Raw genomic sequence first — 24,912 nt, forward strand, 5'->3', positions numbered from 1 at the left:
ACGATCCGGCACATCGACCACATCCGCCCCCACGCCACCGGCGGCGCCACCACCGAACGCGACGGCCAAGGACTCTGCGAACGCTGCAACTACGTCAAAGAACACCCCGACTACACGGTCACCGGCCACGCCGGACAAACCACCACCACGACCGGCAGCCTCGTCGCGACCAGCCACCCGCCCAGTCCGCCCGGGTTACCACCACCGACCCCGTCATACTCCGAACGCACGCTTATGGACTTCATCTGGTTCAAGGACCCCCACCGACGGGCCAGCTGACCGTCAACGGCGGAGATCACCAGCGGGCGAGCGCCGACCATCGGTCGATGTCGACGATGTATCCGTCGGCGATCATGGCCTGCTGCAGCCGTGCTCGCGAGCCGACGTCAATCCCGGCGTTCTCATACTTGCGTCGCCCCGAACGCAGGTGGCTGCGCGCGGTGTCGATGCTGATGCCGAAACTCCGGGCGAGCGACTTCGCGGTCGGGGCGCGCCTGCTGGTGTATGCGGCCATGATCTGCAGCTCGCGGTCGGTCAGGTGCGGTTCGGCGCGTTCCGGCCTCGCGGCGCGCTCACCACTGGCGACGGCCACGATCTCGGCGGCGACGGCGTCCGGTTCGCTTGCCGGGGTCAGCCAGCGCTGGCCCCCCTCGATCATGGTGCGACGCCACAAGCGCTCGTCGAGTTCACCGATGACGACCGCCGAGCTGCCCACGTCATACAAGGCCCGCACCTTCAGCGACAGGGGCACGTGGTCGTCCAGGTAGGCGTCGAAAACGACCACGGCGGCCGAGAAGTCCCACCGGCTGACGAACTGGACCCAGGAATATGCGATATGGCTGACCGACCGCCCCGCAGCGCGCAGGGAATCCTCGATGGCATGCGCGACGACCGGGCTACTGTGCACGATGTAGATCTCGCGTCCTCGCGCCATGCTGTGATGTCCCGTTCGTGAAGGAGGTTCGCGGTGAATGATCGCAAAGCTCCTGTCCTGGCGAAAGGACCCGGTACGCCGCGGCCCGCCTTCCGCGCGGACATCGTCGGGCCGCTCGCGTTGCACCGCCGCGCGCTTGCCCGGGCCCTGGTGCGATCCGGAGCGTTCGCCACGGTCGAGGAACACGTGGCTGTCGAATCCGGGTCGGCCGGGACGGGGTATGACGTGACGGTGGTCGACCTTCCTGCGCTGGGGGTGGCCGCAGTGCAGCAGATCTGTGCGGGCCGAGCGACGCTTGCGTGGGGTGGCTACCTGCATTCCGGCGCCGTGGCTGCGCTCGTGGAGACGGGGTTGCGCGGCTACGTCTCGGTCATTGCCTTGGAGCGCGAGCTCGCGCTGGCCGCAATGCGAGTCGCGGCGGGCGTGGCCGCATTGCCGAGCCTGGACACGACGTCAGTGCGGCTCACTCCCGCGGAGCTGCGCGCCTGCCAGGCGTATCTGGTGGACGGCGCCGACGCCCCCCGCGCGTTGGTTGCGGCGGAGCTCGGCATCAGCGAACGCACTCTCAAAGTGCACCTGGCGAACGTTCGTGCAAAGGTCGGCAGCACGGCCGCGAACCGGGTGGAGCTCGCCCGGGAGCTGCGCGCTCGCGGCATCTTGCGGTGAACGCGTCGGACCAGGGCAGAGATTGCACGACCCGACTCCGGCACGCCGCGGGATCTAGCTGTCTCTAGTCCTTTCTGATTAGTCCGGACAGGGGATGACGCTTCTGCCCCTAGTGTCGTGCTCCGTAAGGGAGGAGTTGCCGCACGTCGATGTGGTGACCGACTCGAAGTTTCACCAGATTGACCAGATGCGCGAAAGGCACTCACACATGACCAATCAGCAGACGCCCGGCTCCAAGATTTCCCGTCGAACAGTGGCCAAGGGTGCCGCCTGGTCGGTCCCGGTCATCGCCACCGCGGCCGCCGCCCCGTCGGCATCGGCGAGCACGACCGATCTCGGAGCGTTACAACTCGACGGAACGTGCGGCACACTCGGCGTGCTCGGTCCCGGCTTCACCTTGACCGCGAGTTCGAAAGCGGCGATCCCGGCCGGCACGGTCATCAACATCACCGGATCCGGCGTGGCGAACATCGGCGTCTTCTCGATCACCGGTGGTACCGCAAGTGTCAGTGTCCTGAGCTCCACCAGCCGCTCGATCACCCTCGCGGCCGCACTACCTGCGGGAGCGACCTTGGCGGCGCGCACCACACTGTCCATCTCGGTGGCGTTCACGCTCAGCGCGAGTCTGACGCTGCCCGACGACTACACGGCGACCGGCGGCAAGCAGTCAGGCTCCGTCAATTCCACACTCGTGCTCTGCAGCGCGACCTGAGATCTGCTTGAGCGGAGAGTCGAGCGCGCTCAACTGAATTCGCGATCGTTATCGGCGGGCGAGGACTTGTCCTCGTCCGCCGATACTGCTGCTTGTGCCAGGAGCGTCCATCCGTCGCACAGGACGAGGTCGCGGACGGCGAAGTGCCCCGCGGCCTTTTCGCCACCCAGGGGGTGTTCGGCGTCGATCAGAACGGCACCGGGCAGTCCGGTGAGCTGCATTGCCGAGGCGACCTCCGAGCCGGCATACCAGGCGTACGGGACCAATGGCGCGAAAACCTCCTCACGGCCGAATTGCTCCGGGGTGCCGAGCAGAACCGGTTGCAGGTCGTATCCCTCCCGCAGCAGGTTGGGCCACCAGCGGAATTGCTCCACGAGGCTCTGGCACCCACCGCAACCGGATGAGAAGAACACCAGGAACGTCGGCGGATCCTGGAACTCGGTGATCGGAAGCTCGTTGCCGCCGACATCCCGAACAGTCAGCGTGCGGATCAGGCGGGCGGTCCGGCGGCGTTGCCGCACTGCGCGCCAGAGCACGAGCAGTCCGGCGCCGGCGATCGCGCACGCCGCGGGCAGCGGGTAGGCCCAGCCACCGGTCCGGTCCGCTGCGACCGATGCGGGGCAGCGCTCCGTGGCGACGGCCAGCACGCCGATGACGACGAGCGCGACGTTGCGCACGATCGTCGACCGGCCGACGGTGTCGTCGCCAAGGCCACCGAAACAGTTGCAGGTTACGGTTCCAGGAACTCTGAAGATGCGAACCACGAGCACCAGAAGCGCCAGCAACAGCGCGAGTGCGCCGTACGCGAACGCCCTGCCCCACGGGTCCGGCGCGGCCACGACGCCAAGCCCGAGCAGCATCTCGATCCAGGGAAAGAGCCGCGCGAATCCTGTGCCGGCCCACGTCCAGGTCGGCAGCCGGAACTGCGTGAGCGTCGACTGAAACTGTATGGCGGTGCCGAGTTTGAGCACTCCGCTGGCTACCAGCACGGCACCCACTACCCAGCTGAACAACGCGCCGATCCAGTCGGTCATCGTCGGGCTCCTCGTGCACGCATGACCCAACTCCTAGTGAGCCGGTCACTACAGTAGCCGCGATAGGCGCGGCGCGGCCGGTTGGGCCGCCAGCTGCCTCACCGTCAACTACAGGTCGATACTCGCGAGGGCGGGCCGGCGCCGCGTAGCATGCCGTAGATGCCGCTGGTGTGAGGTGCCCACCCGGCGCGGCACGGTGTGTCGGCTAGGGGAGCGTCGCCATCAACGTCATGATCATGGTGACTGTCGTGGTGCCCGCGTTCGGCGCGGCATGGCCCGGTCGGCATACTGCTTGTTCACAACGTCTAGCGCTGGAAGGCCCTCCCTCGTGGCAACTCCGCAGAACTACCTGGCCGTCATCAAGGTCGTCGGCATCGGCGGCGGCGGTGTGAACGCCATCAACCGGATGATCGAGGTCGGTCTGAAGGGAGTGGAGTTCATCGCCATCAACACCGACGCGCAGGCGCTGTTGATGTGTGACGCTGACGTGAAACTTGAGGTCGGCCGCGAGCTGACCCGTGGGCTCGGCGCCGGCGCCGACCCCGAGGTCGGCAAGAAGGCCGCCGAGGACCACGCAGAAGATATCGAGGAAGTCCTCAAGGGCGCCGACATGGTGTTCGTGACCGCCGGCGAGGGCGGCGGCACCGGCACCGGTGGCGCGCCCGTCGTCGCCAAGATCGCCAAGAGCCTCGGTGCGCTGACGATCGGTGTCGTGACCCGGCCGTTCACCTTCGAGGGCCGTCGCCGCGCCGGCCAGGCCGACCTCGGCATCAACGCGCTGCGCGAAGAGGTCGACACCCTCATCGTCATCCCCAACGACCGGCTGCTGTCGATCAGCGACCGCAACGTCTCCATGCTCGACGCCTTCCACAGCGCCGACCAGGTGCTCCTCTCCGGTGTCCAGGGCATCACCGACCTGATCACCACCCCCGGCTTGATCAACCTGGACTTCGCCGACGTCAAGTCCGTCATGCAGGGTGCGGGCTCCGCACTGATGGGCATCGGCTCCGCGCGCGGCGAGGACCGGGCCGTGCAGGCCGCCGAGTTCGCCATCTCCTCACCGCTGCTCGAAGCCAGCATCGACGGCGCGCAGGGCGTGCTGCTGTCCGTGCAAGGCGGCAGCGACCTCGGCCTCTTCGAGATCAACGAGGCGGCCCGCCTCGTCCAGGAGGCCGCGCACCCCGAGGCCAACATCATCTTCGGTGCCGTCATTGACGACGCCCTCGGTGACGAGGTGCGGGTCACCGTCATCGCCGCCGGGTTCGAGGGGGGATCGCCCAACAAGCGCACCGACGAGCGTGCCCTCGGCCAGATCCAGGGTGCACCCACCCCCCGTCAGCAGCCGGTCGCGCCCCCGGCCGCCGCTCCCCAGCAGCAGCCCGCGCAGCAGGCTGCGCCGCAAGGTGCCCCCCAACAGCCTGCACAGCAGCAGCCGCCCGCCGAAGCGCCGGCTCAGCCGACCAACCCTGGCGCCGTCCAGCAGACCCCTGCGCCCCGCCCGCCGCGTGAGGTCACCTTCGACGACGGCCAGGACCTCGACGTCCCTGACTTCCTCAAGTGACCGCGTAGCGGCACCGCGATGTGGTGGTGGCGTGACACGCTGACCGGCCCCGGCGGACGCACCGTCGACGTCGGCTTCACCGATACCGAGGGTGGCGTCAGCGGCGGTGCGCTCGCGTCGCTCAACCTCGGCGGCCGGGTCGGCGACGATCCGAGCAATGTGGCACGCAACCGCGCCACCGTCGCGGCTGCCGTCGGAGTCGGCGCGAACGACTTGGTCTTCATGCGCCAGACGCACAGCGCCGACGTGCTCTCGATCGAGGCAGCCGGCGACCGCGAACCCGCCTCCGACGGTGTCGTCACCGCCGACAACGGCTTGGCGCTCGCTGTGCTCGTCGCCGACTGCACCCCGGTGCTGCTCGCCGACCTCGCGGCCGGCGTCATCGGCGCCGTACACGCCGGTCGGCCCGGCATGATGGCCCGCATCGTCGACAACGCCCTCGATCGCATGCGCGACCTCGGAGCCGCCAATCCCGTTGCCATCGTGGGCCCTTCGGTGTGCGGACGCTGCTACGAGGTTCCCCTGGCGATGCGCGAAGAGGCCGCCGCCGTGACCCCCGAGAGCCGCACGGTCAGCTGGACCGGCACGCCCGCGATCGACGTCGCGGCCGGCGTCGTGGCGCAGCTGCACGCCCGCGGCATACCGACCACCTGGGTGCCCGGCTGCACGCGCGAGAACGACCGGCTCTTCTCCTATCGCCGCGACCACGCCACCGGCCGCTTCGCCGGAGTCATCGTCCAGCGAGCCGCCCATGTATGACGCAGCCCGCCGCGCCGGGCTCGCCGCCAATCTCGACGCGGTCCACCAGCGCATCGAGCGCGCGTGCGCTCTCGTCGGACGCGACCCTTCCGCGGTGACGCTGATCGCAGTCACGAAATACTTCCCCGGCTCCGACGTGGAGCACCTGGCCGCGCTCGGGGTGCGGCACATCGGGGAGAACCGTGACCAGGAAGCGGGGGAGAAGGTCGCTGCGCTTCCACCCGACGTGCGTGACCGGCTGACGGTGCACTTCATCGGCCAGTTGCAGTCCAACAAGGCGGGTCACGCCGCGACATACGTCGACGTCGTGCAATCGGTCGACCGGCCAAAGATCGCGACGGTGCTGGACCGCGCCGCACACGCCCGAAACCGCACGCTCGACGTGCTGGTCCAGGTCGACCTCGCCGGCACCGCAGGCAGGGGCGGCATCGCCCCCGACGACGCGCCCGCGCTCGCCGGCCGCGTGGCGCAATGTGCCGCCCTGCGGTTGCGCGGCGTGATGGCCGTGGCACCGCTCGGCGCGGACCCGGCGGCAGCGTTCGCGCGGCTCGCGGAGGTGGCGGGCGCCATACGAGCCGATCACCCGGACGCCGATTGGCTGTCCGCAGGCATGAGCGGAGATCTGGAGCAAGCGGTCGCCGCGGGCGCGACACACCTGCGTGTCGGCAGCGCAATCCTGGGATCCCGTCCTCTCGCCCGGTAGCGTCGATCGCGACCGACCGACCGACCCTCGGGACAGCCAGATTCCGTGGGAATAAGGAGTGCAATTCATGGCTGGGAAGCTGCGCGCCACAATGGAATACCTCGGTTTGGCCGAGGCCGACCCGCGCTACCGCGACGGCGACTATGCCGGCGAGTGGTCCGAGGACCAGTACGACGAGGCGCAGGACAGCGGCTACCCCGTCGAAGAGCCGCACCGTGAGCCGGCACCCGTCACCCATCTGCACAGTGCACCGGCTGTCCCGGCACCCCATCAGGAGGTCGGCGAGATGAGCCGCATCAACACCATCCACCCGCGCACCTACAACGAGGCCAAGGAGATCGGGGAGAGCTTCCGCAGCGGAGTGCCGGTCATCATGAACCTCTCCGACATGGACGACACCGACGCCAAGCGGCTCGTCGACTTCGCCGCCGGTCTGGTCTTCGGGCTGCACGGCACCATCGAGCGCGTCACCAGCAAGGTCTTCCTGCTCTCACCGCACGGCATCGAGGTGTCGACGAGCGGCCCGGAGGCCGGCCGCCCTGCCGGGCGCGGTCTGTTCAACCAGAGCTGAGCCCCGTCCCGGGCGGACGCACGCGGTGGGCTGATGGTCGGTCGCAGCCCGCTGATAGCGCAGAATGGAAGCATGTCAGCAGTCCTCGCAGTCGTCTCCCTGCTGCTCTATATCTTCTTCATCCTGCTGCTCGGGCGACTCGTCTTCGACTGGGTGCAGGTCTTTGCCCGCAACTGGCGCCCGCGCGGGCCGATTCTGGTGGTCGCGGAGGGCGTCTACACCACGACGGATCCGCCGCTGAAGGCGCTGCGTAAGATCGTTCCGCCGCTGCGGCTGGGCCAGGTGAGCGTGGACCTTGCGTTCCTGATCCTGATCCTGGGTGTCTCTTTGCTGCTCGGTGTCCTACAGTGAGCACGATATTTATCCGATCGACAGCAGTGGTTTGCGCGCGCGGGGGCGTGATGCGACCGCTGCCGAATATTGAGGTGGACTAATGGCGTTGACGCCAGAAGACGTGGTGAAGAAGGAGTTCACCAAGCCGAAGGGCTTCGGTCGTAGCGGTTACGACGAGATCCAGGTGGATGACTTCCTTGACGAGATCGTCGTCGAGCTGCGCCGGCTGAACGCCGAGAACGAAGACCTGACAGGCAAACTCGAGGATTGCCGTCGGTCCAAGGGCGTTCCCGGTCGCAGTGACTCCGATGCTGACAAAGCTGCCGGCTCCCCGGCGGCCGCCGTGCCGGCACTGACCCCGGTCGGTGGCAACGACCCCGACAAGACTCAGGCCGTCCCGAGCCTGAAGGACGTCGAGGTCGCCAAGGCCGCCTCGGTCAACCTGCAGAAGGCGCAAGGCGACCTGGCCTCCACCCAGGACCAGCTGCGCGCCGCCCAGGGCGAGCTCCGCTCGACCCAGGAGCAGGTGAAGGCTGCCCAGGGCGAGCTGAAGAGCACCCAGGAGCAGCTGACGCGGGTCAAGGCCGAGCTCGACCAGGCGCAGAGCGCGCTCGCGGCTGCCCAGCAGGACAAGGCCCGGCTGCAGAGCCAGGCGGCCGCGAACGGTGTGGCCGACCCGGCGCAGAACACCAAGTCGGCGGCAGCGCCGGCCGACGTGGCGACGATCGCGTCCACCGAGGGAGCAGCCGGTGTCATCGCGCTGGCGCAGCGCGTGCACGACGAGCACGTGCGTGACGGCGAGATCAAACGCGACAGCCTGATCAGCGAGGCGCAGGCACACCACGACCGGGTCATCCGCGAGGCGAACACCAAGCGCGACGAACTTGTCGGGGCCGCTCACCTCAAGCACGACGAACTCATCAGCGCCGCGCAGGCACGGCACGACGAGCTCATCCAGACCGCGCAGAGCCGGCACGACGAACTGCTCTCCACTGGCCAGAGCAAGTATGACGAGCTGCTGTCAACCGGCCAGGCCAAGCACGACGAGCTGGTCCGCAGCGGCACCGACCAGTCCGCACAGATGGTTCGGGAGGCCGAGGAGCGCCGCAACGCGGTCATCGCCGACCTCAACAGCCAGCGCGACCAGATCAGCGGCCGCATCGACCAGCTGCGTTCCTTCGAGGGCGACTACCGCACGAAGCTGCGCGGCTACATCGAGGACCACCTCAGCCGTCTCGACCAGGCGCCGTCCGCAGGCGACGACGCAAAGTCCGACTGACCAGAGGCTGAAACGCCGGCCGACAGGCCGCCGGGCACGGCGCCGATCCGTTAAGGTGAGGCGCTCGCGCCCGGCGGCCAACGTCTGTCGGGCGCCATACGGCGGCAACGTCGCTGCCCGTCGTTGTATGGCGTGAGCGAGTCGCTTATCCTGCCCGCAGCCAGATCGGGGGCAGTCCGCCCGTGCGCGCATGCGTGCGGACCGCTGCGAAAAGGAAGGGATCCGATGCCAGCAAAGAAGACGGCCACCGGCACCTCCACGGCGAGTCGCTCGCGGGTGACGACGGCACTGCGCAAGGCAACCGACGTGGTCGCCAAGACAACGGGCGCGAAGAAGGCACCGGCGAAACCCGCCGCGAAACCGGCTGCCAAACCCGCGAAGAACGGCACTGCGCCGGCGAAGAAGACCGCGGCGAAGAAGACGGCGGTAGTCAAGAAGACGGCTGCTGCGAAGAAGACGACGGCGACCAAGGCTGCGGCTGCGAAGAAGACAGCCCCTGCGAAGAAGACGATGGCGACCAAGGCTACGGCCGCCACGAAGTCGGCTGCGAAGCGACCACCGGCCAAGGCCGCTCCGGCCAAGGCCACTCCGGCCAAGAAGACCGCTCCCACCAAGAAGACGGCGTCCGCCAAGAAGGCTGCGCCGGGCACCAAGACCACGACGACGAAGAAAGCAGCGACCACCAAGGTGACCACCACGACCCGGCCGGAACAGCAGCAGGCTCGCACGCTCAAGGTACGCGAGGACGAATCCCCGTGGACCGCAAAGGAACTCGCCGATGTTCGAGCTGAGCTGACCGCCGACGTAGAGCGCCTCACCGCGGAGATCAACGGCTTCGAGGACGACATCGCTGGCTTGATCAAGGACAGCGGCGACGGGGCCGGCGACGACCAGGCGGACACCGGCGCCAAGACCTTCGAGCGGGAGCACGAGGCCTCCCTCGCGCAGAACTCCCGGGACCTGCTGGAACAATCGGTCCATGCGCTGGAACGCATTGACGACGGCACCTACGGAGTTTGCGAAAATTGTGGCAACGCGATCGGCAAGCTCCGGCTCCAGGCATTCCCGCGGGCGACGCTGTGCCTGAGCTGCAAGGCGAAGCAGGAGCGGCGCTGACCCCCGAAGAACCCCCCGCCACGGCGCCCAAGGAACGCAGCCGGCCATCCGGTCGACTGCTCGCCTTGCTGGTCGTGGTGGCGGTGTGCTGCTACACGCTTGATCAGGTCACCAAGGCACTCGCGTCGGCCAAACTCGACCCGATGCGGCCGAAGCATGTCATCGGCAGCCTGCTGCAGTTGCACCTCACGAACAACCCAGGTGCCGCGTTCTCGATCGCGACCAACGCCACCTGGGTGCTGACGATCATCGCCTCCGTTGTCATCCTCGCGACGATCTTCATCGCGCGTCGCTTGCGCAGCAAGCCGTGGGCGTGTGCGCTCGGCCTGCTCATCGGAGGAGCCCTCGGCAACCTCACCGACCGCTTCGTGCGGCCGCCGGGCGGTGGCCGCGGGCACGTGGTCGACTTCCTGGAGCTGCCGCACTGGCCGATCTTCAACGTCGCCGACTGCTGCGTCGTGACCGCCGCCTGCCTGATCGCGCTGCTGGCCTTCCTCGGCATCGGCATCGACGGCCGTCGCGCCGCCGACAGGACCGGCTCCGGCACACCCACGGCCGGTGGCGACAGTGAGTGAGGTGAAGGCCCTCGGCATACCGGACGGGCTGGAAGGTGAGCGTGTCGACGCCGCGCTCGCCCGGCTCCTCGGTTTCTCGCGGACACAGGCGGCGCAGCTCGCCGCCGACGGCGAGGTGACGCTCGACGGCAAAGTCGTCGGCAAGTCCGACCGAGTCAGTGCGGAGCAGTGGCTCGAAGTCCGTATGCCGGAGCGCGTCGGCCCGCGTGTCGCCGAGGTCCGGCCGCAACTCGTCGAGGGCCTGCGGATCGTGCACGACGACAGCGAGATCGTCGTGGTCGACAAGCCTGCGGGAGTCGCGGCACACCCCAGCGTCGGGTGGGACGGCCCGGATGTCGTGAGCGGTCTCGCCGCGGCGGGATACCGCATCTCCACGTCGGGCGCGCCCGAGCGGCAGGGCATCGTGCAACGGTTGGACGTCGGCACCAGCGGACTGATGGTCGTGGCGAAGAGCGAGCGGGCCTATACGGTGCTCAAGCAGGCGTTCCGCGATCGCGCGGTGGACAAGACCTATCACGCGCTCGTGCAGGGTCTGCCCGACCCCGTCGTCGGCACCATCGAGGCGCCGATCGGCCGGCATCCCGGGCACGACTACAAGTTCGCGGTCATGCAGTCCGGCCGGCCGAGCGTGACGCACTACGAGCTGCTCGAGGCGTTCCGGTCGATGAGCCTGCTGACCATTCACCTGGAGACCGGCCGCACCCACCAGATCCGGGTCCACTTTGCCGCGCTGCACCGACCGCTCGTGGGCGACCCGCTCTACGGTTCGGACCCGACCGTCGCGAAACGGCTCGGCCTCGACCGCCAGTGGCTGCACGCCACCGAGCTCGGCTTCACGCACCCCGGATCGGGGGAGTGGGTGACGTTCGAGAGCCCCTACCCGGCAGACCTCGCGCGCGCCCTGGAGATTGCCCGCGCCGGCTGAGCTCGCGGGAGCGGGGTTGGCGTCCCGAAGTCGCGACGGTCGCGAGAACGGGACGCGGGAGCCCAGGAATCCTGTCCCGAAGTCTCGACGGTCGAGGTTTCGGGACGCGACGCGCCGGCGACCCCCGTCCCGAAGTCTCGACGGTCGCGAGAACGGGACGCGGGAGCCGGAGAACCCTGTCCCGAAGTCTCGACGGTCGAGGTTTCGGGACGCGACGCGCCGCGACCCCCGCCCCCGCGCCGGTATGACGAGACCCACCGCCATACCACCCGCCTCATCCGTCACACATCCGCGTGCCCCGACGCGGCTGTCGGACCCCGGATCTACACTCATCGCGATGTCAGATCCAGCCGCCTCCGCCGACTTCGTGCACCTGCATGTGCACACCGAATACTCCATGCTCGACGGGGCCGCCAAGGTCAAACCGATGTTTGCGGAGGTGGCGCGGCTCGGCATGCCGGCGATCGCGATGAGCGACCACGGCAACATGTTCGGCGCCTACGAATTCTTCGCTGCCGCAAAGGGTTCCGGCATCAAGCCGATCATCGGCATCGAGGCCTACGTCGCGCCGAGCAGCCGGTTCTCCCGCAAGCAGGAGTTCTGGGCGCCGGGTGGCAAGCGCGACACCAACACCGACGGCGAGGGCGGCAAGGACGTCTCCGGCGGCGGCCGTTACACCCACATGACGATGTGGGCCAAGGACGCCCAGGGCGTGCGCAACCTGTTCCGGCTCAGCTCGCTGGCCAGCTTCGAGGGCTACTACATGAAGCCCCGCATGGACCGCGAGCTGATCGCCGAGCACTCCGCCGGCATCATCGCGACCACCGGTTGCCCGTCCGGTGAGGTGCAGACCCGGCTGCGGCTCGGACAGTTCGACGAGGCGCTCGCGGCGGCGGCGGCATACCAGGACATCTTCGGCAAGGAAAACTACTTCCTGGAGCTGATGGACCACGGCCTCGACATCGAGCGTTCGGTCCGCTCGGGCCTGCTCGACATCGCGAAGCGTCTCGACATACCGCTGCTGGCGACCAACGACAGCCACTACGTCACTGCCGACCAGGCCGACAGCCACGACGACCTGCTCTGCGTCGGCGTCGGCAAGAACAAGGACGACCCGGGCCGGTTCAAGTTCAACGGCGACGGCTACTACCTGAAGTCGGCGCAGGAGATGCGCCAGTTGTTCCGCGAGCTGCCGCAGGCGTGCGACAACACGCTGACGGTCGCGGAGATGGTGGGCGACTACAGCGAGGTCTTCGCCGAGGTCGACCGGATGCCGAAGTTCGACGTGCCCGAGGGGCACACCCCGGAGAGCTTCCTGCGCGCCAAGATCGAGGAGGGCCTGCAGCTGCGCTACGACGGCGAGCCGAGCCCGGAAGTCATGCAGCGCATCGAGACCGAGATGGCGGTCATCGAGCCGATGGGCTTCTCGTCATACTTCCTCGTCGTCGCCGACATCTGCCAGCACGCCCGCGACATCGGCGTGCCCGTCGGCCCCGGCCGAGGCTCGGCCACCGGGTCGATCGTCGCCTACCTCACCCGCATCACCGAGCTCGACCCGATCGAGCATCAGCTGCTCTTCGAGCGCTTCCTCAACCCCGAGCGAATCAGCCCGCCCGACATCGACCTCGACTTCGATGACCGCCAGCGCGACAAGATCATCGACTACGTCACCGACAAGTACGGCGAGGCCTACACCTCGCAGGTCAACACGTTCGGCACCATCAAGGCCAAGGCGGCGGTGAAGGACGCCAACCGCATCCTCGGCTTCCCGTTCAGCCTCGGCGACAAGATCAGCAAGGCGATGCCGCCGGACGTGCAGGGCAAGGGCGTGCCGCTGAAGGACCTGTTCAACCCCGAGCACGAGCGCTACAGCGAGGGAGCCGACTTCCGCGCCCTCTACGAGCAGGATCCCGAGGTCAAGAAGGTCGTCGACACCGGCCGCGGCCTGGAGGGCATGATCCGCGGCACCGGCGTGCACGCGTGCGCCTTCATCCTGTCATCCGAGCCGCTGCTCGACGTGCTGCCGATGCACCGTCGCGACAAGGACGGCATGATCATCGCCGGCTTCGCCTACCCGCAGTGCGAGGCGATGGGCCTGATCAAGATGGACTTCCTGGGGCTGCGCAACCTGGGCATCCTCGATCACGCGATCAAGATCATCAAGGCCAACCGCGGCATCGACATCTCCACCGAGACGATCCCGCTGGACGATCCGAAGACCTACGAGCTGATGGCGCGCGGCGACACGCTCGGTGTCTTCCAGCTCGACGGCGGCGCGATGCGCAACCTGCTGAAGCTGATGCGGCCGACCCGCTTCGAGGACGTCGCCGCCGTGCTCGCGCTCTACCGGCCCGGTCCGATGGCGGCCAATGCGCACACCGACTACGCCGAGCGCAAGAACGGCCGGCAGCCGATCACGCCCATCCACCCAGAACTGAAGGAAGCCCTCGACCCGATCCTAGGGGAGACCTACCACCTGCTGGTCTACCAGGAGCAGACGATGGCGATCGCCCGCCAGCTGGCGGGCTTCACCCTTGGGGGCGCGGACACCCTGCGCAAGGCCATGGGCAAGAAGAAGAAGGAGATCCTGGACGAGCTGGAGCCGGCCTTCAAGGAGGGTATGGCGAAGAACGGCTTCTCCCAGGGTGCTGCCGACAAGATGTGGGAGACGATGCTCCCCTTCGGCCAGTACGCCTTCAACAAGTCGCACACCGCCGGCTACGGCCTGGTGTCGGTCTGGACGGCATACCTCAAGGCCAACTTTCCGGCGGAGTATGCCGCGGCGCTGCTCACCTCGGTGCAGGACTCCAAGGACAAGATGGCGATCTACCTCGCCGACACCCGCAAGCTCGGGGTCCGGGTGCTGCCACCGGACGTGAACGAGTCCGTGGCCGAGTTCAGCGCCGTCGGCGAGGACATCCGCTTCGGGCTGACCGCGATCCGCAACGTCGGGTCCAACGTGGTCGACGACATCGTGCGAGCGCGCGAGGAGAAGGGCAAGTTCAGCTCGTTCGAAGACTTCCTGCGCAAGTGCGGCTCCGCGGTCTGCAACAAGCGCACCATCGAATCCCTCATCAAGGCAGGGGCTTTCGACGAGCTGGGGCATCCGCGGCAGGGTCTGGTGCAGGTGCACGAGCCCTATGTCGACGCCATGTCCGAGGAGGCCAAGAAGCGCGAGCAGGGTCAGGAGTCGCTCTTCGGCGGGTTCGGCGACGAGCCGGCCATCGAGCTCGCGGCACTGCCGGTGATCCCCGACATCGAGTGGGACAAGCAGACCAAACTCGCCTTCGAGCGGGACATGCTCGGCCTCTACGTCTCTGACCATCCGCTCTTCGGCATCGAGCACATGCTCGCGCAGCACGCCGACATCTCGATCGCGAAACTGCACGGTGACGACGGCCCCAAGGAGGGCTCGATGGTCACCGTCGCCGGGCTGATCACCGGGCTGCAGCTCAAGCGCAACAAGCGCGGCGAGCTGTGGGCGATCGCCACCGTCGAAGACCTCGAAGGCAGCGTCGAGGTGCTGTTCTTCGCCAAGCAGTACATGACGGTGTCCACCATGCTCAGCCCCGACACGGTGTGCGTCATCAAGGGCCGGGTGCTCGACCGCGACGACACGGTTTCGCTGTCCGCGCAGGAGCTGACGCTGCCCGAGCTCAAGGGCGACGTGCGCGGCCCGGTCGTGCTCACCATGCCGCTGGTGCGGGCCAACAACGGCCTGGCGCACCGGCTCAAGGGCGTGCTCGGCGAGCATCCCGGCGCCACCGAGGTGCACCTGAAGCTCACCCAGCCGGGTCGTTCGGTCACGGTCAAACTCTCCGACGGGTTGCGGGTGACCGCCTCGCCGGCGCTGTTCGGCGACCTGAAGGCCCTGCTCGGGCCGGCGTGTCTGGTCGGCTGATCTCGCGGGTGATCCGAACGCTCGGCTGTCATCGGCCATTCGGGAGCACAGTGACAGTAGGCTCAAGTGGCCAGCATCATTGCGTCAGAAAGTTATACTTCCGATTATGAGTAGTTATCTGTCTGGGTCTGCGCCGTCACGGCGTCAACTGCTGGCCGCCGGTGGCGGGGTGCTTGCTGCGGGGGCGCTCGCCGCGTGCGGCGGCAACACCGGTCGCTCCTCGGGCGGCGGCGGGGGAGGCACCAGCGGCGGTTCCGGCGGTGGCGGCACGATCTCGCAGTGGTACCACCAGTACGGCGAGGCCGGCACCGAGCAGGCGGTCAAGAGGTATGCCGCGGCATACACGAAGGCCAAGGTCCAGGTGCAGTGGATCCCCGGCAATTACGACCAGAAGTCGGCGGCGGCGCTGCTGACCAGCTCCGGGCCCGACGTCTTCGAATACGGCAACGGCCCCACGATCGACATGATCACCGGCAACCAGGTGGTCGACCTGACCGACGTGTATGGCGCGGCCAAGTCCGATTTCACGCCGTCGCTGCTGGATCGGATGACCTGGAAGGGCAAGATCTACGGCGTCCCGCAGGTCGTCGACATGCAGCTGTTCGTCTACCGCAAGTCGATGCTGCGCAAGGCCGGTGTGCAGCCACCGACCACGCTCGACGAATTGATCAGCGCTGCAGCGAAACTCACCACCGGCAAGGTGAAGGGCCTCTTCCTCGGCAACGACGGCGGCGCCGGCATCCTCGCCGGCCCGGTGCTGTGGAGCAGCGGCCACGACTACCTCACCGCGGACAACAAGCCCGACTTCGCGAACGCCGACGTGGCGAACGCACTGGGCCAGTTCCACGACCTGTTCACCTCCGGACATCTGCTGCTGGGCGCCCCGACCGACTGGTCCGACCCGGGCGCGATCAGTGACGGCCTCACCGCGATCCAGTGGACCGGCCTGTGGAACTTCCCGATGCTCAAGGACAAGCTGGGCGACGACTTCGGCGTGCTGCCATTCCCGGCGATCGGCACGTCCGGCAAACAGTCGGTGCCGGTCGGCGCCTACGCGTCCTGCGTCAGCGCGAAGGCCAAGGACGTCGAGGCCGCGAAGGCGTTCGTCAAGTGGCTGTGGGTCGACCAGACCGCCGACCAGCTCGACTTCGCGCAGAGCTACGGCTTCCACATCCCGTCCCGCGCGAGCCTGATCGCCAAGGCCACGAAACTGCAGACGGGAGAAGCGAAGACAGCCGCCGGCTACCTCAAGACCTTCGGCCACCCGCAGACGCCGCTGCTCTGGTCTCCGAAGTCGGCGACCGCGATGACCGACGCCGTCGACAAGATCGTGCGGTCCGGCGCGAACCCGACGTCGAGCCTGGCATCCGTGCAGCAGGTGGTCAACGCGGAGCTGAAGCGAATCGGTGTCTGAACAGGCGCTGGAGCGCGCCACGGCAGCGGGACCGGCGAGCCCGCGGCGCAAGTGGACCGACAGCCCGCACCTGTGGTTCTGGATCTTCGTCGGACCGTTCGTCGCGGGGCTGCTGGTCTTTGTCGTCATACCCATCCTGTGGAGCGTATGGCTGAGTTTCTACGACGCCCGGAACACCGTCACCCCCACGCATTTCGTCGGTTTCGCGAACTACAGCAGGATGCTGGAGGACCCCAGCTTCCGGTCCAGCCTGGTCACCTTCGTGCTCTTCGCGGCGTTCATCGTGCCGACGACGTTCGTGCTGTCGCTCGCCCTGGCGGTGCTGGTGGGTGGCGCACGGCACGCCCAGGCCTTCTTCCGGTCGGTCTTCTTCCTGCCCACGGCGTGCAGTTATGTCGTCGCGGCGATGATCTGGCGGCACTCGCTCTTCGGCGGCACGGCAGCCGGCATGCTCAACACGGTGATCGGCTGGTTCGGTGCGGCACCGATCGCGTGGCTGTCCATCGTGCACCCGCCGTGGTACTGGCTGGTGCTCGTCACCGTGCGGCTCTGGCTGCAGGTCGGCTTCTTCATGGTGCTCTTCCTTGCCGCGCTGCAGCGGGTGCCGAAGCACCTCTACGAAGCGGCCGCGCTCGATGGCGCGACCGGGTGGAAGGCGTTCCGCTACATCACCTTGCCGCAGCTGCGAGCCACGTCCACGGCGGTGCTGATGTTGTTGCTGGTCAACGCGTTTCAGGCCTTCGACGAGTTCTACAACGTGCTCTCGACAACGGGCGGCTACCCGCCCTACGCCCGGCCGCCGCTCGTCTATCTCTTCAACATCGCGCTCGGCAATGGCCAGGACTTCGGCGACGGCAGCGCCGGCGCCGTCATCCTCACCCTGATCATCGCGATCTTCGCGGTGCTGCAGGGCCGCCTCACCGGCATCGGGCGACGAGGTGACACATGAGGGCGGCTGTCGGCGTGCGCACCGCGCGCTACCTCGTGCTGTCCGTTGCGGCACTGATCTTTCTGGTGCCGTTCTACCTGCTGCTGCGCGGCGCTCTGTCCACCGAGCAGCAACTGGTCGGCATCGACCACTGGACCTGGTTCCCGTCCCATCCGCAGTGGTCGAATTTTGCTGACACCTTTCGCAATTCGACGGTGCCGCTCGGTCGCAGCATGATCAACTCGCTGGTCATCGCGGTCACCCAGACCGTGCTGGTGCTGGTGATCTCCGGTATGGCGGGCTACGGTCTGGCGCGCTCGACCGTGCGCTATGCCAACGCGGTGTTCTACCTGATCGTGGCAACGCTGCTGATCCCGGCGGCGGTGACGTTCGTGCCGTCCTTCGTGATGGTGTCGTCGCTCGGCTGGGTGTCGACGCTGCGCGGGCTGATCATTCCCGGGCTCTTCCAGTCGCTGGCAACCTTCCTCTTCCGGCAATACTTCCTCGGCTTTCCCAAGGAGCTGGAGGAAGCGGCGCGGATCGACGGCGCGGGCCCACTGCGCACGTTCCTATTCATCGTCATACCCAACTCGTGGGGCTTCACCGCGGCGATCGCGACCATCACCTTCATCGGCAGCTGGAACGCCTTCCTCTGGCCGCTCGTCATCGGGCAGGACCAGTCGGCGTGGACCGTGCAGGTGTCGCTGTCGACCTACATCACCGCCCAATCGGTCGACCTGAGTGGAATGTTCAGCGCCGCGCTCGTCTCGATGGTGCCGCTGCTGCTGATGTTCCTCTTCCTGCAGCGCTGGATCGTGGCCGGTGTCGAGCAGACCGGCATCAACGAGTAGCACTGGGGCGGCGGGGTCGCCGCGGGGCGGCAGCCGCTCGCTCGTAGGGTGAGCGGGTGACTGCACCGACACCGCCCCGGGCCCGCCGCGAGCCGACTGAACGCACCTTCCACGGCGACACCGTCATCGACGACTACGAGTGGCTGCGCGACCGGGAGTCGCCGGAGGTGATCGCGCACCTGGAAGCGGAGAACGCCTACACCGATGCGATGACCGGGCAGCTGAAACCGTTGGCAGACACCATTTTCGGCGAAATCAAGGCGCACACGAAAGAGACCGACCTGTCCGTGCCGGTCCGCATGGGTGCCTGGTGGTATTTCACCCGCACCATCGAAGGCGAGCAGTATGCCGTGCACGCCCGCTCGCCATACCGGCACGGCGACGTGCGGCCCGACCCGCAGCCGGGTGCCGAGCTGCCCGGTGAGCAGGTGCTGCTCGACGGCAACGCGGAATCCGCCGGGCACGACTTCTTCGAGCTCGGCGACCTGTCGGTCAGTCACGATGGCGCCATGCTCGCCGTGTCGCTGGACCTCGCCGGCGACGAGATCTACGACGTGTCGATCCGAGAGGCCGCAACCGGGCAGGTGATCGACGCAGCGGTCCGCGAAGTCGGCGCCGGCATCGTCTGGTCGGCCGACGGACGGTACGTCTTCTACACCCGGCGCGACGACGCCTGGCGTCCGCACGAGGTATGGCGCCACGAAGTCGGCACGCCGGCCGAGCAGGACGTGCTGATCGTCCGCGAGGACGACGAGGAGTTCGCGCTCGGCATCGGCGAATCCCGCGACGAACGCTGGCTGCTCGTCATGATCGGGTCCAGCACCACGACCGAAGCGCACCTGCTCGACCTCACCGACCCGACCGGCGCGCTGCGCGTGGTGCAGCCGCGCATCGCAGGTCTCGACTACGACGTCGAAGTCGACGGTGACCGGATCCTGGTGGTGCACAACGCATCTCGCGTGGACTTCGACCTGGCGCAGGCGCCGCTGGCGACTCCGGGTCGAGAGCACTGGACACCGGTGATGAGCGGCGCGGACGGCGACCGGATCCTCGGCGCCGACGCTTTCGCGGACTTCGTCGTCGTCACGATGCGCCACGCAGGTCTGCGCACGTTGCGGTGGCTGCCCAAGGCCAATGACGGCGCGCTCGGGGAGCCTCGCGACATACCCGTCGAGCCGGAGCTGCACACCCTCGCGCTTGGTGCCAACCCTGAATATGACCTGGACACAGTGCAATTGGTGCTCACCTCGTGGCTGACGCCGAGCAGCGTCTACGATTTCACCCCGGCGACGGGCGAGCTCACGCTGCTGAAGCAGCGGGAGGTGCCGGGCTACGACCAGGCGGCATACGTCGAGGAACGGCTCTGGGTCACCGCGGACGACGGCACGCAGGTCCCGGTCTCTTTCCTCCACCGGCGTGACGTCACCGCCGACGGCAGCAACCCCGGCCTGATCTACGGCTACGGCTCCTACGAGATCTCGATGGATCCGTCGTTCGCCGTCTCGCGACTGTCACTGCTCGACCGCGGCGTCGTCTACGCGATCGCCCACGTGCGCGGTGGTGGCGAGCTCGGCCGCCGCTGGTATGACGAGGGCAAACTCCTCGCCAAGCGCAACACGTTCACCGACTTTGTCGCGGCGTCCCGCGCCATGATCGACCTGGGCTGGGTGCGCCCTGATCGCCTTGCCGCACAGGGAGGTTCGGCCGGCGGATTGCTGATGGGTGCGATCACCAACCTCGCGCCGGAGCTGTATGCCGCGATCCACGCGGACGTGCCCTTCGTGGATGCGCTGACGACCATCCTCGACCCGTCGCTGCCGCTCACCGCGGGGGAGTGGCAGGAGTGGGGCAATCCGATCGCGGACCCAGACGTCTACGCCTACATGAAGAGCTACACGCCCTACGAGAACATCCGCGCGACCCGCTACCCGGCGATTCTGGCGACCACGAGCCTGCACGACACGCGGGTCTTCTACGTCGAGCCGGCCAAGTGGGTGCAGCGGCTGCGGGCGACCGTCGCGGCCGACGATGCGCGGCCGGTCCTGTTGCGCACCGAGATCGCCGCTGGGCACGGCGGGCGCAGCGGACGGTATGACGGCTGGCGGCAGACGGCGTTCGAGCTGGCGTTCGTGCTGGACTGCATCGGGGCCGCGGAGTAGCCCTGAGTAGCGGGCGAGCGATGCCCTGAGTAGCGGAGGAGCGCAGCGGGGGAGCGTATCGAAGGGCGCAGCGAGCGCGAGCCTGGGCTCAGTGCACGGCGACGACGGACGACGGCGCGTGCCCGAGCACCTCGCCGGCGACCCGGCCGAGAGCGAGGCTCTCGAATCCTCCGTGTCCTCGGGCGCCGACGACCACCAGGTCGCTGCTGTGAGCCAGTTCGATCAGGCGACGGACCGGCTTGCCGTCCGCGATCTCGGTCAGCACCTTCACCGATGGGTGCCTCGACTGCTGGTCGGCGACCGAGGCCCCGATGTCCGAACGACACTGGGTGGTGTATTCCTCCCAGCTGGCGACGCCTAGCGCTGGGTCCTCCGCGTCACGCGGCTGCCACGCGTGCAGCACGAGCAACTCGCGACCGGTCTGCTCTGCCCGGGTGAACGCCCAGTCGAGCGCCTTGTGGCTGCCATCGGAACGATCCACGCCCACGGTGATCCGGCCGTAGTCGCTGCCGGAACTCGGCCGGATCACCGCGACTGGGCACTGGCTGTGCGCGGCGACCTGGTGGGCCGTCTCACCGAGCGGCGACAGGCGCGACAGGCTGTCACCGAGGGCGCCGACGACGACGATGCGGGCGTTCCGGCTGGCACGCACCAGCGCAGCAGCTGGGTAACCGCCGGATCGCGCAATGGTGATGTGAATATCGTTGTCTTGCAGGCGGATCCGGTCGATCGCGTGCTCGATCACCTCGTCGCCGACGGCGCGCAGATCTTCCGCGCCGGTCCCCATGTTGAAGGCGAGGTCCGGATGGTCATGACTGAACGCGTGCACCAGGTGGATCGCAGACTGCGTCTCGTGGGCGAAAGCGATTGCCCAATCGAGGGCGGTCAGTGAGGAGGTCGAAGTGTCAACTCCGACCACAACGCTTTCGGGCTGGACGGAGCCTTCCATGGTGACCTCCATATGTACCTGTGCGATCGGGCGCTGAGTGCGCCCCGATGTCGCGGGTTGTCCCCGCGTCTTCAAGCTAAGCATCGAGTCTGAGCGGCCGCTGACAATTTGCCGGGACTGGTCCCGCCGTCTCAGGATGCGTCCAGTGCCTGCCGCAATCGCCGCGCGTAGTCGTCCTGCTCGCCCGCGGCATACCGAACGCGCGGCCAGAAGAAGCCGCGCAGCCCGTCGCCCTTGGTCCGCGGCACCACGTGACAGTGCAGGTGCGGAACGCTCTGCGAGACTTCGTTATTCATCGCAACGAAGGTGCCCTGTGCACCCAGCGCCGACGGTATGACGCCCGCGACGCGCTGCACCTGCGCGAAAAACGGTGTGATCCGCTCGGCCGGCAGGTCGGGCAGCGTCACGACATGCTCGGTGGGGATCACCAGCACGTGGCCCTTGAACACCGGCCGGTTGTCCAGGAATGCCGTCGTGTGCTCGGTGCGCGCCACCACGTGCGCCTCGGCAGCGCCGGCGGCGATCGCGCAGAAGACGCAGTCGCTCATCGGCGGATCACCCTGCGTCACGAGGCGGATTCGGCGGCGCGCCGGATCCGCTGGAGGGTCTGGCGCATGCCGATGGCGAGGTCCTGCTCGAAAGCGGTCTCGCCGCTCATGAACTTGTCGATGAGGGTCTTCGAGAGCTTGGTGGTGTCGCCGGAGACGTCTCGGCGTTCGATGAGTTTGGTGCGCGTGCCGTCGTCCATCGACTCCAGCTCGAAGCTCCAGATCGCGTGATTCTCCCTGATTTTCCACGCGATTCGCTGCTCCGGCTCGAACGCCACCACCTTGCTTCGGGTGGGCCAGACCTTGATGCCGGAGCGATTGAGGTTGATCATCAGGCTGCCTTCGCCGATCGGGCCGCCGCGAATGATCGTCTTGCGGGTCTGCGGGCTCCATTCCGGCATCCGTGTCAGGTCGGACGCGATCGCCCACACGGCAGCGGGCGAGGCATCGATCTCGATGAACTCTTCAAGGTTCTTGGGCACGAACACGCCGATCTGTGAGGAGATCCCCCGAATCTACCAATACTCGCGGGTCGGGCGCGGTTAGGGACGATCGCGTTCGGGCACGCGCAGACCGCTGGCGATGAGCCGCCGGATGAGCGTCCGGCCGGCCACCTCGGTAGCTCCGGCGGCGACGGCGTCGGCATACCGTTCCTGCGGCAGGTCGTAGTGATCATGATCGAACAGACGTGGTGGTATGCCGAGACGCGTTGCAAAATCGTGCAGTTCGTCATACGACACATCACTGACGACGTGCGACCACAGGGTGCCGTGCGCGGGCCAGGATGGCGGATCGATGAGCACGGTCATGACGTCGAGTCTCGCTGCGGGGCGACGAGGGGGAGGAAGACCTGGTCGACGATCGCCTCGACATACGCGCGGGACACCGGCTGCAGGGTCAGCATCAACCGTTGCCGGACGAGGTCGCCGGGGACGGAGAGCACTAGGTCCGTGACCCGGTCCGGGTCGGCCTCGCCACGTGCGATCGCGCGGTCCATCACGGTGCGCATGCGTTGCGGCTGTTCGCCGAGAAACAGGTCACGCACCTCGGCGGGCGTCAGGTGCTCGGGTGAATCCGCGATCTCCAGATGTGCGGTGATCAGTCGCGCGAACTGCGTCATGCTCTGATTCATGCCGGTCAGGATGTGCACCAGGTCCGCCCGCAGTGAGCCGGTGTCAGGCGTGGTGCGCCGCACCTTGGTGCCGCCGTGCGCGATGGCGGCCTTGAGCAACTGCCCACGCTGCGGCCAGCGGCGGTAGATGACCGGCCGGCTGGTGTTGGCGCGCGCGGCGACCGCCTCATAGGTGAAATCGCTTGCGCCCCCTGCCATCAACTGGTCCCAGGCGGCATCGAGGATCGCCGCCTCCAGCGCGGCGCCGCGCCGGCGGGTCGGCTTCGAGTGCTCGGTAAGACTCACTTGCGCATCTTATCGCATTGGCTCATATTAGATACATGACTGAATCTAAGATCTCCCTTGCGACTGACCGGGCTCCCGCCGGCCAGCCGTCCGCGACGCCCGCCGCGAGCCCACCTGGTGGCGAACGGCTCGACCGGCAGACCCGGCTCACGCTGGCCGTGCTCGTCATCGGCGGCCTGGCCGCCGTGCTGGACACGACGATCGTGACCATCGCGCTGCACGACCTGGTGATCGATCTGCACAGCACTGTCGTGACCATGCAGTGGGTGACCACGGCATACCTGCTGGCACTCACCGCTGTCATCCCCGTGGTCGGCTGGGCCGAGGCGCGGCTCGGCGGCAAGCGGCTCTGGATCACGGCGCTGGCCACGTTCCTGGTCGGCTCGACGCTCTGTGCGCTGGCGTGGAATCCGCTCAGTCTCATCGTGTTCCGCGTGCTCCAGGGGTGCGGAGCCGGCGTGCTGATGACGTTGATGATGACGCTTGCCATGCGGGCAGCGCACGGCCGGGCAACTGCCCGCATCACCGCCTCGATCAGCCTGCCGATTGCGCTCGGTCCCATCGTCGGCCCGGTGCTGGGCGGCGTCCTGCTGCACTGGGCGGACTGGCGCTCGATCTTCCTGATCAACGTGCCGCTCTGCCTGATCGGCATTGCCGCCGCGTGGCGAGTACTGCCGGCTGATGGACCGGGCGCCGGAAGCCGGGTGCCGCACCTGGACGTCGTCGGTCTCGGGCTGTTGGCCCCCGGCCTGGCCGTGACGATCTACGGGCTGTCGCGCTGCGGCGATGCACACGTCGTGGGCGGGGCTGCCGGCACCGCGGGACTGCTGGCGGTGGGGCTCCTGCTGATCGTGGCCTTCGTCACCTGGGCGCTCCGGCGCGGCGGCCGCGCCCTGATCGACGTGCGCCTGTTCACCCGTCGCTCGGTCGGCTCCGCGTCGCTGATGATGTTCCTGGTCGGCATCACGCTCTACGGCAGCATGTTCCTGCTCCCTCTCTACTGGCAGGTCGCCCGCGGCCGCAGCGCGCTCGGCGCGGCAATGCTGCTCATCCCCATGGGCATCGGCTCGTTGCTCACCCGGTTCTTCATCGCGCACCTGGTGGAACGTTTCGGCGCCCCCGTCGTGTGCTTCGTGGCGTTCCTGGTGACGGCGCTGGGCGTCATACCGTTCGCGTTCGCCGACGCGCGGACCAACGTCATCTGGCTCAGCGCGATCCTCTTCGTGCGCGGGCTCGGGCTCGGTGCGCTGATGGTCCCGATCATCGCCAGTGCGTATGTCGGGCTCGAGCCGGGCGAAGTCGCGCACGCGTCGATGCAGACCCGGAGCCTGCAGCAACTGGGCGGGGCGGTCGGCGTGGCCATCGGCGCCGTCCTGCTGCAGGCACTGTCCGGCCGTGGGGTGATCGGGGCGTTCCAGGGCGCGTTCTGGGTCTTTGCCGGGCTCGCCCTGCTGGCGTCGTTCGCGAGTTTTGCCATGCCGAAGCGTGCGTGAACATCGGGCTCTGGGCGGGCCGGCGGTGCGACTTTGCTCACTTTGCGAGACGCAAGCCCACATGGTGGTCACGCAGGCATCATG

25 protein-coding genes are annotated in these 24,912 nt (G+C 67.8%); 18 read left to right on the forward strand and 7 right to left on the reverse strand.

Going from position 1 to position 24,912, the window contains the following annotated elements; translation table 11 throughout:
• Window positions 1-279: HNH endonuclease (locus tag EFY87_RS04320; RefSeq protein WP_148043250.1), on the forward strand; the 279-nt coding region annotated here is incomplete at its 5' end.
• Window positions 280-295: 16 nt separating this feature from the next.
• Here the strand turns inward: EFY87_RS04320 and EFY87_RS04325 are convergent.
• Complete coding sequence (locus tag EFY87_RS04325; protein ID WP_123270254.1) at window positions 296-934, reverse strand: helix-turn-helix domain-containing protein; 639 nt, start codon at window positions 932-934, stop codon at window positions 296-298.
• Between the two features lie 33 nt (window positions 935-967).
• On the opposite strand from EFY87_RS04325, the gene EFY87_RS04330 reads away from it, so the two are divergent.
• Both EFY87_RS04330 and EFY87_RS04335 read left to right on the forward strand, forming a co-directional pair.
• Window positions 968-1,600 (forward strand): LuxR C-terminal-related transcriptional regulator, encoded by a 633-nt coding sequence (locus EFY87_RS04330; protein ID WP_123270255.1) that lies wholly within the window; start codon window positions 968-970, stop codon window positions 1,598-1,600.
• A 208-nt stretch (window positions 1,601-1,808) separates the two neighbouring features.
• Complete coding sequence (locus tag EFY87_RS04335; RefSeq protein ID WP_148043251.1) at window positions 1,809-2,312, forward strand: hypothetical protein; 504 nt, start codon at window positions 1,809-1,811, stop codon at window positions 2,310-2,312.
• A gap of 29 nt (window positions 2,313-2,341) precedes the next feature.
• Here EFY87_RS04335 and EFY87_RS04340 read toward each other — a convergent pair whose 3' ends face one another.
• A complete protein-coding gene (locus tag EFY87_RS04340; RefSeq protein WP_123270256.1) occupies window positions 2,342-3,346 on the reverse strand; it encodes a TlpA family protein disulfide reductase in 1,005 nt (334 codons plus the stop codon).
• Window positions 3,347-3,674: 328 nt separating this feature from the next.
• Here EFY87_RS04340 and ftsZ point away from each other — a divergent pair, with 328 nt between their 5' ends.
• From ftsZ to EFY87_RS04410, 14 genes are all read left to right on the forward strand, one after another.
• Entirely contained in the window at window positions 3,675-4,907 is a 1,233-nt protein-coding gene (gene ftsZ / locus EFY87_RS04345) for a cell division protein FtsZ (protein ID WP_123270257.1), read from the forward strand.
• An 18-nt stretch (window positions 4,908-4,925) separates the two neighbouring features.
• Entirely contained in the window at window positions 4,926-5,666 is a 741-nt protein-coding gene (gene pgeF, locus EFY87_RS04350) for a peptidoglycan editing factor PgeF (RefSeq protein WP_123270258.1), read from the forward strand.
• Complete coding sequence (locus EFY87_RS04355) at window positions 5,659-6,369, forward strand: YggS family pyridoxal phosphate-dependent enzyme (RefSeq protein ID WP_123270259.1); 711 nt, start codon at window positions 5,659-5,661, stop codon at window positions 6,367-6,369. Before pgeF ends, EFY87_RS04355 begins: the two co-directional genes overlap by 8 nt.
• Window positions 6,370-6,436: 67 nt before the next feature.
• Entirely contained in the window at window positions 6,437-6,940 is a 504-nt protein-coding gene (locus EFY87_RS04360) for a cell division protein SepF (RefSeq protein ID WP_123270484.1), read from the forward strand.
• Window positions 6,941-7,012: 72 nt separating this feature from the next.
• Complete coding sequence (locus EFY87_RS04365; RefSeq protein WP_123270260.1) at window positions 7,013-7,291, forward strand: YggT family protein; 279 nt, start codon at window positions 7,013-7,015, stop codon at window positions 7,289-7,291.
• A gap of 82 nt (window positions 7,292-7,373) precedes the next feature.
• A complete protein-coding gene (locus tag EFY87_RS04370; RefSeq protein WP_123270261.1) occupies window positions 7,374-8,552 on the forward strand; it encodes a DivIVA domain-containing protein in 1,179 nt (392 codons plus the stop codon).
• Between the two features lie 225 nt (window positions 8,553-8,777).
• On the forward strand, window positions 8,778-9,668 hold the full coding sequence (locus EFY87_RS04375; RefSeq protein WP_123270485.1) for a TraR/DksA family transcriptional regulator: 891 nt from the start codon (window positions 8,778-8,780) through the stop codon (window positions 9,666-9,668).
• Window positions 9,632-10,243 (forward strand): signal peptidase II, encoded by a 612-nt coding sequence (gene lspA, locus EFY87_RS04380; protein WP_245988423.1) that lies wholly within the window; start codon window positions 9,632-9,634, stop codon window positions 10,241-10,243. The genes EFY87_RS04375 and lspA overlap by 37 nt, the downstream gene beginning before the upstream one ends.
• Window positions 10,236-11,168 carry an RluA family pseudouridine synthase gene (locus EFY87_RS04385; RefSeq protein WP_123270262.1) on the forward strand — a complete coding sequence of 311 codons (933 nt, stop codon included), beginning with the start codon at window positions 10,236-10,238 and terminating at the stop codon, window positions 11,166-11,168. The genes lspA and EFY87_RS04385 overlap by 8 nt, the downstream gene beginning before the upstream one ends.
• A 337-nt stretch (window positions 11,169-11,505) precedes the next feature.
• Window positions 11,506-15,069, forward strand: a complete 3,564-nt coding sequence (dnaE, locus tag EFY87_RS04390) for a DNA polymerase III subunit alpha (protein ID WP_123270263.1) — start codon at window positions 11,506-11,508, stop codon at window positions 15,067-15,069.
• Between the two features lie 106 nt (window positions 15,070-15,175).
• A complete protein-coding gene (locus EFY87_RS04395; RefSeq protein WP_123270264.1) occupies window positions 15,176-16,483 on the forward strand; it encodes an ABC transporter substrate-binding protein in 1,308 nt (435 codons plus the stop codon).
• Window positions 16,476-17,432: a carbohydrate ABC transporter permease gene (locus EFY87_RS04400; protein ID WP_123270265.1), complete on the forward strand. Its 957-nt coding sequence runs from the start codon at window positions 16,476-16,478 to the stop codon at window positions 17,430-17,432. Before EFY87_RS04395 ends, EFY87_RS04400 begins: the two co-directional genes overlap by 8 nt.
• On the forward strand, window positions 17,429-18,262 hold the full coding sequence (locus EFY87_RS04405) for a carbohydrate ABC transporter permease (protein ID WP_123270266.1): 834 nt from the start codon (window positions 17,429-17,431) through the stop codon (window positions 18,260-18,262). The genes EFY87_RS04400 and EFY87_RS04405 overlap by 4 nt, the downstream gene beginning before the upstream one ends.
• Before the next feature lie 56 nt (window positions 18,263-18,318).
• On the forward strand, window positions 18,319-20,421 hold the full coding sequence (locus EFY87_RS04410; RefSeq protein ID WP_123270267.1) for a S9 family peptidase: 2,103 nt from the start codon (window positions 18,319-18,321) through the stop codon (window positions 20,419-20,421).
• Between the two features lie 88 nt (window positions 20,422-20,509).
• Here EFY87_RS04410 and EFY87_RS04415 read toward each other — a convergent pair whose 3' ends face one another.
• The 5 genes from EFY87_RS04415 to EFY87_RS04435 form a co-directional block, all read right to left on the reverse strand.
• Complete coding sequence (locus EFY87_RS04415) at window positions 20,510-21,370, reverse strand: universal stress protein (protein ID WP_158607504.1); 861 nt, start codon at window positions 21,368-21,370, stop codon at window positions 20,510-20,512.
• A 131-nt stretch (window positions 21,371-21,501) separates the two neighbouring features.
• The gene (locus EFY87_RS04420; protein ID WP_123270487.1) at window positions 21,502-21,918 is read right to left on the reverse strand and encodes an HIT family protein; all 417 of its coding nucleotides are present in this window, start codon (window positions 21,916-21,918) and stop codon (window positions 21,502-21,504) included.
• A gap of 17 nt (window positions 21,919-21,935) precedes the next feature.
• Complete coding sequence (locus EFY87_RS04425) at window positions 21,936-22,406, reverse strand: SRPBCC family protein (RefSeq protein ID WP_220093504.1); 471 nt, start codon at window positions 22,404-22,406, stop codon at window positions 21,936-21,938.
• A 54-nt stretch (window positions 22,407-22,460) separates the two neighbouring features.
• Window positions 22,461-22,727, reverse strand: a complete 267-nt coding sequence (locus EFY87_RS04430; protein WP_123270269.1) for a DUF4031 domain-containing protein — start codon at window positions 22,725-22,727, stop codon at window positions 22,461-22,463.
• Window positions 22,724-23,335 (reverse strand): TetR/AcrR family transcriptional regulator, encoded by a 612-nt coding sequence (locus EFY87_RS04435; RefSeq protein WP_220093505.1) that lies wholly within the window; start codon window positions 23,333-23,335, stop codon window positions 22,724-22,726. Before EFY87_RS04435 ends, EFY87_RS04430 begins: the two co-directional genes overlap by 4 nt.
• A gap of 35 nt (window positions 23,336-23,370) precedes the next feature.
• Here EFY87_RS04435 and EFY87_RS04440 point away from each other — a divergent pair, with 35 nt between their 5' ends.
• Complete coding sequence (locus EFY87_RS04440; RefSeq protein ID WP_123270270.1) at window positions 23,371-24,828, forward strand: MDR family MFS transporter; 1,458 nt, start codon at window positions 23,371-23,373, stop codon at window positions 24,826-24,828.
• Window positions 24,829-24,912: the final 84 nt, after the last annotated feature.

Source organism: Flexivirga caeni (assembly GCF_003724155.1).
In the GTDB taxonomy this organism is placed as follows: Bacteria; Actinomycetota; Actinomycetes; order Actinomycetales; family Dermatophilaceae; genus Flexivirga; species Flexivirga caeni.